This window comes from Variovorax sp. KBW07 (assembly GCF_003852515.1).
Lineage (GTDB): Bacteria > Pseudomonadota > Gammaproteobacteria > Burkholderiales > Burkholderiaceae_C > Variovorax.
Genome location: NZ_QAJK01000106.1, coordinates 1 through 13,035 on the forward strand (window position 1 = coordinate 1; position 13,035 = coordinate 13,035).

Annotated in this window: 12 protein-coding genes; all 12 read left to right on the plus strand. The window is 68.7% G+C overall.

Annotation, left to right across the window (positions count from 1 at the left end):
- The first annotated feature begins 123 nt into the window (after positions 1 to 123).
- Positions 124 to 786, plus strand: coding sequence for a sulfur oxidation c-type cytochrome SoxX (gene soxX / locus DBV14_RS21005; RefSeq protein WP_124461697.1), 663 nt, complete (start codon positions 124 to 126; stop codon positions 784 to 786).
- A gap of 45 nt (positions 787 to 831) precedes the next feature.
- Positions 832 to 2,559 (plus strand): thiosulfohydrolase SoxB, encoded by a 1,728-nt coding sequence (soxB, locus tag DBV14_RS21010; protein ID WP_124461699.1) that lies wholly within the window; start codon positions 832 to 834, stop codon positions 2,557 to 2,559.
- 43 nt (positions 2,560 to 2,602) lie between these two features.
- On the plus strand, positions 2,603 to 3,721 hold the full coding sequence (locus tag DBV14_RS21015; protein WP_124461701.1) for a YeeE/YedE family protein: 1,119 nt from the start codon (positions 2,603 to 2,605) through the stop codon (positions 3,719 to 3,721).
- A 150-nt stretch (positions 3,722 to 3,871) separates the two neighbouring features.
- Positions 3,872 to 4,015 (plus strand): hypothetical protein, encoded by a 144-nt coding sequence (locus DBV14_RS33485; protein ID WP_185546079.1) that lies wholly within the window; start codon positions 3,872 to 3,874, stop codon positions 4,013 to 4,015.
- Positions 4,012 to 4,110: a K(+)-transporting ATPase subunit F gene (kdpF, locus tag DBV14_RS21020; RefSeq protein ID WP_124461703.1), complete on the plus strand. Its 99-nt coding sequence runs from the start codon at positions 4,012 to 4,014 to the stop codon at positions 4,108 to 4,110. The genes DBV14_RS33485 and kdpF overlap by 4 nt, the downstream gene beginning before the upstream one ends.
- A gap of 1 nt (position 4,111) precedes the next feature.
- A complete protein-coding gene (gene kdpA / locus DBV14_RS21025; RefSeq protein WP_124461705.1) occupies positions 4,112 to 5,911 on the plus strand; it encodes a potassium-transporting ATPase subunit KdpA in 1,800 nt (599 codons plus the stop codon).
- A 10-nt stretch (positions 5,912 to 5,921) separates the two neighbouring features.
- A complete protein-coding gene (gene kdpB / locus DBV14_RS21030) occupies positions 5,922 to 8,021 on the plus strand; it encodes a potassium-transporting ATPase subunit KdpB (protein ID WP_124461707.1) in 2,100 nt (699 codons plus the stop codon).
- 13 nt (positions 8,022 to 8,034) lie between these two features.
- Positions 8,035 to 8,664 (plus strand): potassium-transporting ATPase subunit KdpC, encoded by a 630-nt coding sequence (gene kdpC, locus DBV14_RS21035; protein ID WP_124461709.1) that lies wholly within the window; start codon positions 8,035 to 8,037, stop codon positions 8,662 to 8,664.
- A gap of 13 nt (positions 8,665 to 8,677) precedes the next feature.
- The gene (locus DBV14_RS21040) at positions 8,678 to 9,043 is read left to right on the plus strand and encodes a hypothetical protein (RefSeq protein ID WP_124461712.1); all 366 of its coding nucleotides are present in this window, start codon (positions 8,678 to 8,680) and stop codon (positions 9,041 to 9,043) included.
- Complete coding sequence (locus DBV14_RS33990; protein ID WP_260397153.1) at positions 9,033 to 9,164, plus strand: hypothetical protein; 132 nt, start codon at positions 9,033 to 9,035, stop codon at positions 9,162 to 9,164. The genes DBV14_RS21040 and DBV14_RS33990 overlap by 11 nt, the downstream gene beginning before the upstream one ends.
- Positions 9,165 to 9,178: 14 nt before the next feature.
- Positions 9,179 to 11,920, plus strand: a complete 2,742-nt coding sequence (locus DBV14_RS21045) for a DUF4118 domain-containing protein (RefSeq protein WP_124461722.1) — start codon at positions 9,179 to 9,181, stop codon at positions 11,918 to 11,920.
- A 34-nt stretch (positions 11,921 to 11,954) separates the two neighbouring features.
- The gene (gene kdpE, locus DBV14_RS21050) at positions 11,955 to 12,653 is read left to right on the plus strand and encodes a two-component system response regulator KdpE (RefSeq protein WP_124461714.1); all 699 of its coding nucleotides are present in this window, start codon (positions 11,955 to 11,957) and stop codon (positions 12,651 to 12,653) included.
- The last annotated feature ends 382 nt before the right edge of the window (positions 12,654 to 13,035 follow it).

Genomic DNA, 13,035 nt, shown 5'->3' on the forward strand with positions numbered 1-13,035 from the left:
GCACGCGCCCCGAATGACTCCGCTCCCGATCCCGCACCCGCTCCCAAACAGCAGCGCCAAAACCGACAACAACGGCCGAGACAAAGCTCACGCACAGCGCAGTGAGTCACTGAAGGAACACGAATGAAAGCCGATCACCTCTTTGGCATGGCCGCCGTCGCCTGCGCGCTCACCGTGTTCGGGTGTGCGTCCGTCGACAGCGCCGCCGACCTCGACAAACTGACCGCCGAGGCCTTGCAACGCTCCTTCCGCGACCAGGGCATCGCCAAGGTCGATCGGCTCGTCCAAGACCCGGCCAATCTTGCTTGCAGCGAAGCCGACGCCAGCGGCAAGCCGCTCGACGAAAAGGTCGCGAAGGACATCGAGGCCGCCAACATGAAAACCGTGCGCTGGCCCTCCGACGGCAAGTTCCTCGGCGACTGGCGCGAAGGCGAGAAGATCGCGCAGAACGGACGCGGCCTCACGTGGTCCGACCCCGCTGCATCGGCAAGCGCCGCCAACGGCGGCAATTGCTACAACTGCCACCAGATGTCGAAGGAAGAAATCTCCTTCGGCACCCTCGGCCCCAGCCTCTACCACTACGGCAAGCTGCGCGGCGTGAGCGATCCGGCCAGTGCCGCGGCCAAGCCCATCGTCGAATACACCTGGGGCAAGCTGTGGAACGCGCGGGCCTACAACGCCTGCTCGAACATGCCGCGCGTCGGCCACTCCGGCATCCTGAACGAAAAGCAGATCCGCGACGTGATGGGCTTGCTGCTCGATCCCCAGTCTCCCGTCAACCGCTGACCACCGCCGGTCCCAGCGGCCGGCCCTTTCTCTCTTTTTCTCTCCATGAACCTTTCCAAGCGCGAGTTCGTCCAGATGCTCGGGGCCGGCGCCGTGGCCGGCATCGGACTGGGCCGCTACGGCAGTGCCGATGCGGCAGCCGGCCTCGACAGCATGTATGCGCTGCCGCGCTTCGGCAACGTGTCGATGCTGCACATGACCGATTGCCATGCACAGCTCAAGCCGCTGTACTTCCGCGAGCCCGGCGTCAACATCGGCGTGGGCAACATGCGCGGCAAGGTGCCGCACCTGGTGGGCGAGCACCTGCTCAAGGCCGCGGGCGTGCCGCCCGGCACGCGCATGGCGCATGCGCTCACGTACCTTGATTTCGACAAGGCCGCGCAACGCTACGGCAAGGTCGGCGGCTTCGCGCACCTGGCCACGCTGGTGAAGCAACTCAAGGCCAGCCGGCCCGGCGCGCTGTTGCTCGACGGCGGCGACACCTGGCAGGGCTCGGCCACGTCGCTGTGGACGCAGGCACAAGACATGGTCGATGCCTGCAAGCTGCTCGGCGTCGACGTCATGACGGGGCACTGGGAATTCACCTACGGCATGGAGCGGGTCAAGCAGATCATCGAGAAAGACTTTGCCGGCCACATCGAATTCGTCGCGCAGAACGTCAAGACCGCCGACTTCGGCGACCCGGTGTTCAAGCCATACGTGATGCGCGAGATCAACGGCGTGCCGTGCGTCATCGTCGGCCAGGCCTTTCCCTACACGCCCATCGCCAATCCGCGCTACATGGTGGCCGACTGGACCTTCGGCATCCAGGACGACAACCTGCAGCGCGTGGTCGACGAAGCGCGCGGCAAGGGCGCGCAGGTGGTGGTGGTGCTCTCGCACAACGGCATGGACGTCGACCTGAAGATGGCCAGCCGCGTGACCGGCATCGACGCCATCCTCGGCGGGCACACGCACGACGGCACGCCCATGCCCACGCTGGTGAGCAACGCGGGCGGCAAGACCATCGTGGTCAACGGCGGCTCCAACGGCAAGTTTCTCGGCGTGATCGATTTCGACGTCAAGGGCAAGAAGGTCAGCGACTTCCGCTACCGCCTGCTGCCCGTGTTCTCCGACCTGATCCCGGCCGACAAGGACATGGACGCGCTCATCACGCGCATCCGCGCACCCTACGAAGCCAAGCTTTCGGAAACGCTCGCGCACACCGACGGCACGCTGTACCGGCGCGGCAACTTCAACGGCACCGGCGACCAGCTGCTGCTCGATGCGCTGATGGAAGTGCAAGACGCACCCATCGCCTTTTCGCCGGGCTTCCGCTGGGGCACCTCGCTGCTGCCGGGCCAGCCGATCACGCGCGAATGGCTGATGGACATGACGGCCACCACCTACTCGTACGCCACCGTGACGCAGATGACGGGCGAGACGCTGAAGACCGTGCTCGAGGACGTCTGCGACAACCTCTTCAACCCCGACCCCTACTACCAGCAGGGCGGCGACATGGTGCGCGTGGGCGGCCTGCAATACACCTGCGACCCGACCGCATCGATGGGGCAGCGCATCCAGGACATGCGCCTGGGCGGCAAGCCCATCGAGGCCGGCCGCAGCTACAAGGTCGCGGGCTGGGCGCCGGTGAGCGAAGAGGCGCGCACGGCCGGCAACAAGCCAGTGTGGGAAGTCATCGAGCCGTGGCTGAAATCGCGCAAGGTGATCTCCACGCGCCGGCTCGACGAACCTGTGCTGAAGAACATCGCGCCGAATCCCGGCCTGAGCTGAAACGATGCGGCGCGGGCGCGGGGCCGCTCCCTAGAATCGCGGCATGTCCATCGCGCAGGTTTCCCTTCTCACGTCGCTCGCACTTGCCGCCGCCTTCGTGCTGTCGGCGGTGTTCGGCATCGTGGCGCGGTCCACGCGCTTCTGCACCATGGGCGCGATCAGCGACGTGGTGAACCTGGGCGACTGGACCCGCGTGAAGCAATGGGCCGCCGCCGGCGCCATCGCGCTCATCGGTTTCTCGGTGCTGGTCTACGCCGGGCTGGTCGATCCCGACCAGACGCTGTATGCATCGAACCGCCTGCTCTGGCTGTCGGCGCTGGTCGGCGGCCTGCTGTTCGGCGCGGGCATGGTGCTGTGCTCGGGCTGCGGCAACAAGACATTGGTGCGCCTGGGCGGCGGAAGCCTGAAGGCGCTGGTGGTGCTGCTGGTGATGGGCGTGTCGGCCTTCGCCACGCTCAAGGGCATCACGGCGGTGCTGCGCGTGGCCACGGTGGACAGCGTGCACCTCGACATGGCGACCAATGCCTCGCTGCCCGACGTGCTGGCCGCGGCGCTGCAGGTGCATGGCCCTTCGCTGCGGTTGCTGCTCGGCCTTGGCATCGGCGGCGCGCTGCTGGCATGGGCCGCGTGGGGCCGGCGGGAGACGCGCGACGTGCGCAGCCTTGTCGGCGGCGTATTGATCGGGCTGCTGGTGGTGGCGGCGTGGTGGCTCAGCGGCCACTGGGCCGTGGTCGACGAGCATCCGCTGACGCTGGAGCATGTCTTTCTTGCCACCAACTCCGGCCGTGCGGAGGCATTGAGCTTCGTCACGCCGGTGGCCTATGCGCTCGACTGGTTGATGTTCTACAGCGACGCCAACAAGCTGCTGACCCTGGGCATCGCGTCGGTGGCCGGCGTGGTGGCCGGCGCCGCGGTGCACGCCCTGTGGTCGCGCGAATTCCGCTGGGAAGGCTTCGCCAGCACCGGCGACCTGGCGCACCACGTGGCGGGCGGCGTGCTGATGGGCATCGGTGGCGTCACCGCCATGGGCTGCACCATCGGGCAGGGCCTGAGTGCGGTGTCGACCCTGAGCATCGCCAGCCTGCCCGCCATTGCCGGCATCGTCGCGGGTGCGGTGGCGAGCCTGAAGTACCAGGCCTGGCATCTTCAGCGAGACCTCTGAAGCGTCCGCCGCGAGGCATGCGCCGGTGCCGCGCCGGACCGCGCGGCGCCGCGTTTTTACGCTTTCTTTACGCCCGCCCCCTGACTCTTTCCCCCGGTTTTACGCACGACTGCCGAGACTGAAGCCCGTCTTGTTTTGCAGGAGTGATGTATGGACATCGTCTGGATGGGCGCCTTGTTGGCGCTATGGGTCGTGGTGGCGGCCATGGTCGTCGGGCTGAACAGGCTCGAAGGACCGAACCCACCGAAAAGCAGCGCCAACGCCAGCAACGGCGGCAACGGAGACGCATCGTGATCAGCCTCGAAGTTCTCTATGGCTTCGGCGCCCTGGTCGCCGTGATTCTCTTTGCCTATCTCGTGTTCGCGCTGATCTGCGCGGAGGAATTCTGAAATGACTTCCTCCGCCTGGGGCCTGCTGGCCCTTTTCCTGGTCGCGCTCGGCGTGCTGGCCTGGCCCGTCGGCAAGTTCCTTGCCATGCTGTGCAACGAGCGCATGCCGCGCTGGATGCAGCGCGTCGAGGCGCCGCTCTACAAGATCGCCGGCACCAGGCCGGAGCAGTCGATGCACTGGCTGCGCTATGCGCTCGCACTGCTGGCCTTCAATGCCATCGGCGCCTTCTTCGTCTACGCCCTGCAGCGCCTGCAGGGCTGGTTGCCGTTCAACCCCGCGGGCATGGGGGCCGTGTCGCCCGACTCGGCCTTCAACACCGCGGTGAGCTTCGTCGCCAACACCAACTGGCAGGGCTACGGCGGCGAGTCGACCATGAGCTACCTCACGCAGATGCTCGGCCTGACGGTGCAGAACTTCTTGTCCGCAGCCACCGGCATCGCCGTGGCCTTCGCACTGGTGCGCGGCTTTGCGCGCCGCGGTGACGGCAGGGGCCTGGTCGGCAACTTCTGGGCCGACGTCACGCGCATCACGCTGTGGGTGCTGGTGCCGATCTCGTTCGTGCTCGCGCTGTGCCTCGCGGGGCAGGGCGTGATCCAGAACTTCGACGAGTACAAGACCGTGAACACGCTGGAGACCACGGCGTTCCAGCAACCGAAGAACGGCGCCGACGGCCAGCCGCTGAAGGACGACAAGGGCCAGCCGGTGCTGGAAGACGCCACCACCAAGACGCAGACGCTGGCCATGGGCCCGGTGGCTTCGCAGGAGGCCATCAAGATGCTCGGCACCAACGGTGGCGGCTTCTTCAATGCCAACTCGGCGCACCCGTACGAGAACCCGACCGCGCTGACCAACCTGCTGCAGATGCTGGCCATCTTCCTGATCCCGGCGGCACTGTGCCTCACCTTCGGCCGCGTGGTCGGCGACATGCGCCAGGGCTGGGCCGTGCTGGCCGCTATGACGGTGATGTTCGTGGTCGCGGTGATGGTCATCACGCCCGCCGAGCAGGCCGGCAACCCGCTGCTGGCGCCGCTGGGCGTGGACCAGATGGCCAGTGCGCTGCAGACCGGCGGCAACATGGAAGGCAAGGAGTTGCGCTTCGGCATCGATGCCTCGTCGCTGTTCGCCGCCGTGACCACCGCCGCTTCGTGCGGTGCCGTGAACCTCATGCACGACTCGCTCACGCCGCTGGGCGGCATGGTGCCGATGGTGCTCATGCAGTTGGGCGAAGTGGTGTTCGGCGGTGTCGGCACCGGCCTGTACGGCATGCTGATCTTCGCGATGCTGGCGGTGTTCATTGCCGGCCTGATGATCGGCCGCACGCCCGAGTACCTCGGCAAGAAGATCGAGGTGCGCGAGATGAAGCTCATTTCCGTCGCCATCCTGGTTACGCCGATTCTTGTGCTGGCTGGCACCGCGGTGGCGGTGGTCGCGGGCGCCGGCAAGGCCGGCATTGCCAACCCGGGCGCGCATGGCTTCTCTGAAATTTTGTATGCGCTGACCTCGGCGGCCAACAACAACGGCAGCGCCTTTGCCGGCCTGTCGGCCAACACGCCCTTCTACAACGGCCTGCTCGGCCTGGCGATGTGGCTCGGCCGCTTCGGCGTGATCGTGCCGGTGCTGGCCATTGCCGGCGCGCTGGCCGCCAAGAAGCGCCTGCCCGTCACCGGCGGCACGCTGCCCACGCACGGCCCGCTGTTCGTCTCTTTGCTGATCGGCACCGTGCTGCTGGTCGGCTTGCTCAACTACGTGCCGGCGCTGGCCCTGGGCCCGATCGTCGAACACCTCGTGCTCTGGAAATAAGGAGCGCACCATGACTGCCAACACAAAAACTTCTCTTTCGCTGTTCGATGCAGCGCTGGTCAAGCCCGCCCTGTGGGGCGCCTTTGCCAAGCTGAACCCGCGCACCCAGTGGCGCAACCCGGTGATGTTCATCGTCTACATCGGGAGCATCCTCACGACGCTGCTCTGGGTGCACGCGCTGAGCTTCCCGGGCGACACCGGCATGAAGCCCGCCTTCGTGCTGGCCGTGACCATCTGGCTGTGGTTCACCGTGCTGTTCGCGAACTTCGCGGAAGCCCTGGCCGAAGGCCGCAGCAAGGCGCAGGCCGCGTCACTGCGCGGGCTGCGCAAGGACACCTGGGCCAAGAAGCTCGCGGAGCCACACCATGGCGCCGCTTGGCTGCCCGAGCAGGCGCCCAACCTGCGCAAGGGCGACATCGTGCTGGTCGAGACGGGTGATGTGATCCCGCTCGACGGCGAAGTGATCGAAGGCGTGGCCTCGGTCGACGAAAGCGCCATCACCGGCGAATCGGCACCCGTGGTGCGCGAATCGGGCGGTGACTTCTCGGCCGTGACGGGCGGCACCCGCGTGCTGTCCGACTGGCTGGTGGTGCGCATCTCGGTGAACCCGGGCGAGTCGTTCCTCGACCGCATGATCGGCATGGTCGAAGCGGCCAAGCGCCAGAAGACGCCCAACGAAATTGCGCTGACCATCCTGCTGGTGGCACTGACGCTGGTGTTCCTGATGGTCACCGTCACGCTGCTGCCGTTCTCGGTGTTCAGCGTGGAGGCCGCCGGCGCGGGCACCGTGGTGTCGCTCACCGCATTGGTGGCGCTGCTGGTGTGCCTGATTCCGACCACCATCGGCGGCCTGCTGTCGGCCGTCGGCGTGGCCGGCATGAGCCGCATGATGCAGGCCAACGTGATCGCCACTTCGGGCCGCGCAGTGGAAGCCGCCGGCGACGTCGACGTGCTGCTGCTCGACAAGACCGGCACCATCACGCACGGCAACCGCCAGGCCAGCGCCTTCCTGCCCGCACCCGGCATTCCCAAGGCCCGGCTGGCACGCGCCGCGATGTTCGCGTCGCTGCCCGACGAAACGCCCGAAGGCCGCAGCATCGTGGAGCTGGCCCGCCGCGACGGCCTGGACACCACCGCGGTCGATGGCGCCCGCTTCGTGCCCTTCACCGCGCAGACCCGCATGAGCGGCGTCGACCTGCCGGCCGCGCCCAACAGCCTGGACGTGAACGCCATCGTGCTGCGCAAGGGCGCGGTCGATGCCATTCGCCGGCACGTGGAATCGCTCGGCGGCGCGATGCCCGCCGAGATGCTGCGCGTCGCCGAGGAAACGGCCCGCCGCGGCAGCACGCCGCTGGCCGTGGCCGAGGGCGAGCGCGTGCTCGGCGTGGTCGAGCTGAAGGACATCGTCAAGACCGGCATCAAGGAGCGTTTTGCCGAGCTGCGCCGCATGGGCATCAAGACGGTGATGATCACCGGCGACAACAAGCTCACGGCGGCGGCCATCGCGGCCGAGGCCGGCGTCGACGACTTTTTGGCCGAAGCCACGCCCGAAGACAAGCTCGCGCTGATCCGCAAGTACCAGTCCGAAGGCCGCCTGGTCGCGATGACCGGCGACGGCACCAACGACGCCCCCGCGCTGGCGCAGGCCGACGTGGCCGTGGCCATGGGCAGCGGCACGCAGGCCGCGAAAGAGGCGGGCAACATGGTCGACCTGGACTCCAACCCGACCAAGCTGCTCGAAGTGGTGGAGACCGGCAAGGCGCTGCTCATGACGCGCGGCTCGCTCACCACCTTCTCGATCGCGAACGACGTGGCGAAGTACTTCGCGATCATTCCGGCGATTTTCGTGTCGACCTATCCGCAGCTCGGCGCGCTCAACGTGATGCAGCTTGCCAGCCCGTCGTCGGCCATTTTGTCGGCGGTGATCTTCAACGCGCTCGTCATCGTGTTCCTGATTCCGCTGGCGCTCAAGGGCGTGCGCTACCGGCCGGTGGGCGCCGCTTCGCTGCTGCGCCGCAACCTCGCCATCTATGGCCTGGGCGGCCTGCTGGTTCCCTTCATCGGCATCAAGTTGATCGACTGGCTGCTCGTGGCCGTCCATCTCGTCTGAGGAGTTTTTCACCATGACCAACGACAACAACGGCAATATCAACGGCGGCAACAACGGCGGCATCTTCCGCCCCGCGCTCGTGCTCTTCGTGCTGCTGAGCGCACTCACCGGCCTGATCTATCCGATGGCCGTCACCGGGGCCGCGAAGGCGGCGTTCCCGGCGCAGGCGGACGGCAGCCTGATCGTGCTCGACGGCACCACGGTGGGCTCGAAGCTCATCGGCCAGAACTTCAGCGACCCGAAGCACTTCTGGGGCCGCCCGTCGGCCACCGCGCCGCAGCCCTACAACGCCAGCGCCTCGGGCGGCTCGAACCAGGGCCCGCTGAACCCGGCACTGGCCGATGCGGTCAAGGGCCGCGTCGAAGCCCTGCGCGCGGTCGACCCGGACAACACCGCGCCGGTGCCGGTCGACCTCGTCACCGCGTCGGGCAGCGGGCTCGATCCGCACATCAGCCCGGCCGCCGCGCACTACCAGGCGGCGCGCGTTGCCCGTGCGCGCGGCGTGCCGCTCGAACAGGTGAGCGCGCTGATCGCGAAGAACACCGAGAGCCCGTTGTGGGGCGTGCTGGGCGAATCGCGCGTCAACGTGCTGGCACTGAACCTCGCGCTCGACGCTTCATCCCCGGCTTCGGCTGCGCGTTGAGGAGAAACGAACCATGGCCTATGCCGCTTACCGAGAACACCCCGGCGTTTTGGTGCGCACGCCCACGGCGCGCGCCGCGATGAGCACCACCCAGTTCTTCGTGCTCGACGTCACCGTCTGCTGCGCCGATGCCCTGCGCGTGCGCCGCAGCATCGCCGGCTGTCCCGATGCGGGCGTGGTGCGCTGCGAGCCGCTGCTGCACGCCTGCAGCACGCAGGAAAGCGATGCGCCCTGCGTGCGCCTGATGATCCGCCTGCCGATTGCCAGCTACGCCGACGTGCTGCACCGGCTGATCGAATGCGTGCCCTCGGGAGAAATCGGCCGGCTCGTGAGCTGGCGCGAGCACCTCGCGCGCTGCGGCCTGCGCCATGGTCACTGACCTGCTTCTTGCGCTGCTGGCCATGGCCGCGCTGTTCGTGCCGCTGGGCTTTGCCTGGTGGGTGCTGTCGCGCACCGCGCGGCGGCATGCCGGCCGCCGCAAGGACGGCCCGATGCGATAACCTGCATGGCCGTGATGTCCGACGACCGCCCCGACCCCGACGCCCTGATCGCGCAGCTGCGCAGCGACGAGGCGCGCGCGCAGCGCGGCAAGCTGCGCATCTACTTCGGTGCCAGCGCCGGCGTGGGAAAAACCTGGGCCATGCTGAGCGCCGCGCAGCGCGAGCGCACCGCCGGCCGCGACGTGCTGATCGGCGTGATCGAAACCCACGGCCGCGGCGAAACCGCCGCGCTGCTGGCCGGGCTCGATGCGCTGCCGCTGCGCGAGCTGGACTACCGCGGCCGCACGCTCGCCGAGTTCGACCTCGATGCCGCGCTGGCACGCAAGCCCGCCGTGCTGCTGGTCGACGAGCTGGCCCACACCAACGCCCCCGGCTCGCGCCACACCAAGCGCTGGCAAGACGTGCAGGAGCTGCTGGCCGCCGGCATCGAGGTGTGGTCGGCACTCAACGTGCAGCACCTCGAAAGCCTCAACGGCACCGTCGGCGCCATCACCGGCGTGCGCGTGCACGAGACCGTGCCCGACACCGTGCTCGACGAAGCCGACGAGGTGGTGCTGGTCGACGTCACGCCCGACGAACTCACGGCCCGGCTCGCGGCTGGCAAGGTGTACCTGCCGCAACAGGCCGAGCGCGCCGCGCAGAACTTTTTCCGCAAGGGCAACCTCATCGCGCTGCGCGAGATCGCCCTGCGCCGCACCGCCGAGCACGTCGAAGACGACGTGCGCGGCTGGCGCGTCGAGCAGTCGGGCGCGGGCGGCAACGGCCGCGGCCTGCAGGCATGGAACACCTCCGGCGCCATCCTCGCGTGCGTCGGGCCGCACGAAGGCGCGGCCCAAACGGTGCGCACCGCGGCGCGGCTGGCGGGCCAGCTCAATGTGCGATGGCATGCGGTGTACGTCGAGACGCCCCGGTTGCAACGGCTGGCCGCGGCCGAGCGCGACCGCACGCTCGCCGTGCTCAAGCTGGCCGAAGAGCTGGGTGCGGCCACCGCGGTGCTGACCGGCTCCGACGTGGCGGAGCAGCTGGCCGGGCAGGCACGCCGGCTCAACTGCGCGACGCTGGTGCTGGGGCGTCCTGAGCCTGCCACCGGCTGGCGCCGCTGGTGGCCCTTTGCGCGTGCGTTGCCGTTGTCGCGTGCACTGGCCCAGCGCGCGCCCGCGCTCGACATCATGGAAGTGGCCCGCGCCGAAAGTTCGCGCCGCCTGTCGCGCGCGCCGCTGGAGGGTGCGCGCATCGACAGCGACGATCACGAGAAAGCGCCGACCTACTGGCCCGGCTACGCGTGGGCTATCGCCACCAGCGTGGCGCTCACGCTGGTCTGCACGCCGCTGACCGGCGTGCTGGAGCTGTCGAACATCGTGATGGTGTTCCTGCTCGGCGTGGTGGGCGTCGCCATGCGCTTCGGCCGCGGGCCTTCGGCGTTGGCGGCATTGCTCAACGTGGCCGCCTTCGATTACTTTTTCGTGCCGCCTCGGCTGTCGTTCGCGGTGAGCGACGTGCAGTACGTGCTGACCTTCGCGATCATGCTCGGCGTCGGCCTGCTGGTGGGCCAGCTCACCGCCGGCCTGCGCTTTGCGGCGGGCGTGTCCACCAGCCGCGAGCGGCGCGCGCGTTCGCTGTTCGAGCTCACGCGCGAGCTGTCGGCCGCGCTGGAAAGTTCGCAGGTGGTCACGCTCGGCGGTGCCGCGGTGCGGGGCCATTTCGGCGGCCACGCACTGGTGCTGGTCACCGACGCGTCCGACCAGCTGGTGCAGCCCGTCGATCCGCCGCAGGGCTTCGATCCCCAGGTGGCCGACTGGGCCTTCCGCCACGGCCAGCCGGCCGGCCTTGCCACTGCCACCCTGGCGGCGCAGCCCTGGCACTACGTGCCGCTGCGGGCGCCGATGCGCGTGCGCGGCGTGCTGGCGCTGTCGCCGTCCCAGCCGCGCTGGTTGCTCATTCCCGAGCAGGCGCAGCAACTCGACACGCTGGCACGCCAGATCGCGATTGCGCTGGAGCGCGTGCACTACGTCGAGGTGGCGCAGCAGGCCGTGGTCGAAATGGAATCCGAGCGGCTGCGCAACGCCTTGCTCGGCGCCATTTCGCACGACGTGCGCACACCGCTCACCGCGCTGATCGCGCTGGCCGAATCGCTGCAGACCCTGCCGCCCGAAGCGCATGCCGAAGCCGGCCGCGCCATCGTCGCGCAGGCGCACGAGCTGCATGCGCTGGTCAGCAACCTGCTCGACATGGCGCGGCTCGAAAGCGGCATCGCGGGTGGCGCGGTCAACCTGCGGCGCGACTGGCAGTCGGTCGAAGAAGTGGTCGGCTCGGCCATTCGCGCGGCACGCACGTCGCTGGGCAATGTGGTGGTGCAGACCGCGCTCGACCCCGAGCTGCCGCTGGTCGAGTTCGATGCCGTGCTGATCGAGCGCGTGCTGGTCAACCTGCTCGAAAACGCCACCAAGTACGGCGCCCCGCCCATCGTGGTCGGTGCGCGCGCCGAGCCCGGCACGCTGGTGCTCACGGTGCGCGATCACGGGCCGGGCCTGCCTGCCGCGCTGCTGGGCCACGAGCAGAAGCTGTTCGACAAGTTCACGCGCGGCGAGGCCGAGTCGGCCACGCCGGGCGTGGGCCTGGGCCTGGCGATCTGCCGTGCGGTGGTGAGCGCACACGGCGGCGAAATCACCGCTGCCAACGCGCGCGACGGCGGTGCAGAATTCACGGTCACCCTGCCACGCCGCGAGCCGCCCGAACCGGCCGAAGCGCAGCTCTGACCGAACCCCGAACCCGAACTCCGCGCCCGTACCCATGCCGTCCCCCACCGCCATCGTGATCGAAGACGAGCCGCAGATCCGCCGTTTCGTGCGCGGCGCGCTCGAGGCCGAAGGCTGGCTGGTGCACGAGGCCGGCACGCTGCGCGATGGCCTGGCGGCGGCGGGAACGCGTCAGCCCGATTTGCTGGTGCTCGACCTGGGCCTGCCCGACGGCGACGGGGTTTCGCTCATTCGCGACGTGCGCGGCTGGTCGGCGGTGCCGATCATCGTGCTCTCGGCGCGCACCGACGAAGCGGACAAGATCGCCGCGCTCGATGCCGGTGCGGACGACTACCTGACCAAGCCCTTCGGCACCGGCGAATTGCTGGCGCGGGTGCGCGCGAATCTGCGGCGTCCTCGCGCGGCCGGTGGGGGCAGCGACGAACCGGCGGAAGCGCTCTTCAGGTTCGGCGAAATCGAGTTCGACCGCGGCGCGCGCCTCGTGCGCCGCGCCGGCGCCGAGGTGCACCTCACGCCGACCGAGTACCGCCTGCTGTCGGTGCTGGTCGCCAACGCCGGCCGCGTGCTCACGCAGCGCCAGTTGCTGCGCGAGGTGTGGGGTCCGTCGCACACCGACCAGAGCCACTACCTGCGCATCTACATGGGCCACCTGCGGCAGAAGCTCGAAGCCGATCCTGCGCAGCCCCGGCATCTGCTGACCGAGACGGCAGTGGGGTATCGGTTGGTGGTTTAGGTCGTTCGTTGTTCGGGGGGCTCGGCGATGGGCGCTGTGCCCTTGGGCGGCCGACGTCACCGGCCGCTTCGCGGCTTCCCTGCGCTGCTCACGACGGGCGGGGTCTCGCAGAAATCGCTGCGCTCAAACAGCTGCGAGCCCTGTCCGCCCGTCGCTCCGCTGCTCGGCGGTGCCTCAACGGCCGCCCAAGGACACAGCGCCCATCGCCGCGGTCAGAGCAGTAGTTGATCACCCCTCTTCGGACCCCGCTTGGGGTATTACTCCCTCTCCCTCTGGGAGAGGGTAGAGGTGAGGGCAAACGGCCTCAAAGAAGCACAGGGCCTTCGTTCACCCCCAGCGCCCGGTATGCGGTATGGCCCGATCAGCCCCTCTGGGCCGCCGA

What these genes read in the sequence shown, in the direction of transcription:
- kdpC (WP_124461709.1), top strand. Translation starts at nt 8,035, where the DNA reads ATGACCAACGACAACAACGGCAATATCAACGGCGGCAACAACGGCGGC.
- soxB (WP_124461699.1), top strand. Translation starts at nt 832, where the DNA reads ATGAACCTTTCCAAGCGCGAGTTCGTCCAGATGCTCGGGGCCGGCGCC.
- kdpB (WP_124461707.1), top strand. Translation starts at nt 5,922, where the DNA reads ATGACTGCCAACACAAAAACTTCTCTTTCGCTGTTCGATGCAGCGCTG.
- DBV14_RS21045 (WP_124461722.1), top strand. Translation starts at nt 9,179, where the DNA reads ATGTCCGACGACCGCCCCGACCCCGACGCCCTGATCGCGCAGCTGCGC.
- kdpE (WP_124461714.1), top strand. Translation starts at nt 11,955, where the DNA reads ATGCCGTCCCCCACCGCCATCGTGATCGAAGACGAGCCGCAGATCCGC.
- kdpA (WP_124461705.1), top strand. Translation starts at nt 4,112, where the DNA reads ATGACTTCCTCCGCCTGGGGCCTGCTGGCCCTTTTCCTGGTCGCGCTC.
- DBV14_RS21015 (WP_124461701.1), top strand. Translation starts at nt 2,603, where the DNA reads ATGTCCATCGCGCAGGTTTCCCTTCTCACGTCGCTCGCACTTGCCGCC.
- DBV14_RS33990 (WP_260397153.1), top strand. Translation starts at nt 9,033, where the DNA reads ATGGTCACTGACCTGCTTCTTGCGCTGCTGGCCATGGCCGCGCTGTTC.
- soxX (WP_124461697.1), top strand. Translation starts at nt 124, where the DNA reads ATGAAAGCCGATCACCTCTTTGGCATGGCCGCCGTCGCCTGCGCGCTC.
- DBV14_RS21040 (WP_124461712.1), top strand. Translation starts at nt 8,678, where the DNA reads ATGGCCTATGCCGCTTACCGAGAACACCCCGGCGTTTTGGTGCGCACG.
- DBV14_RS33485 (WP_185546079.1), top strand. Translation starts at nt 3,872, where the DNA reads ATGGACATCGTCTGGATGGGCGCCTTGTTGGCGCTATGGGTCGTGGTG.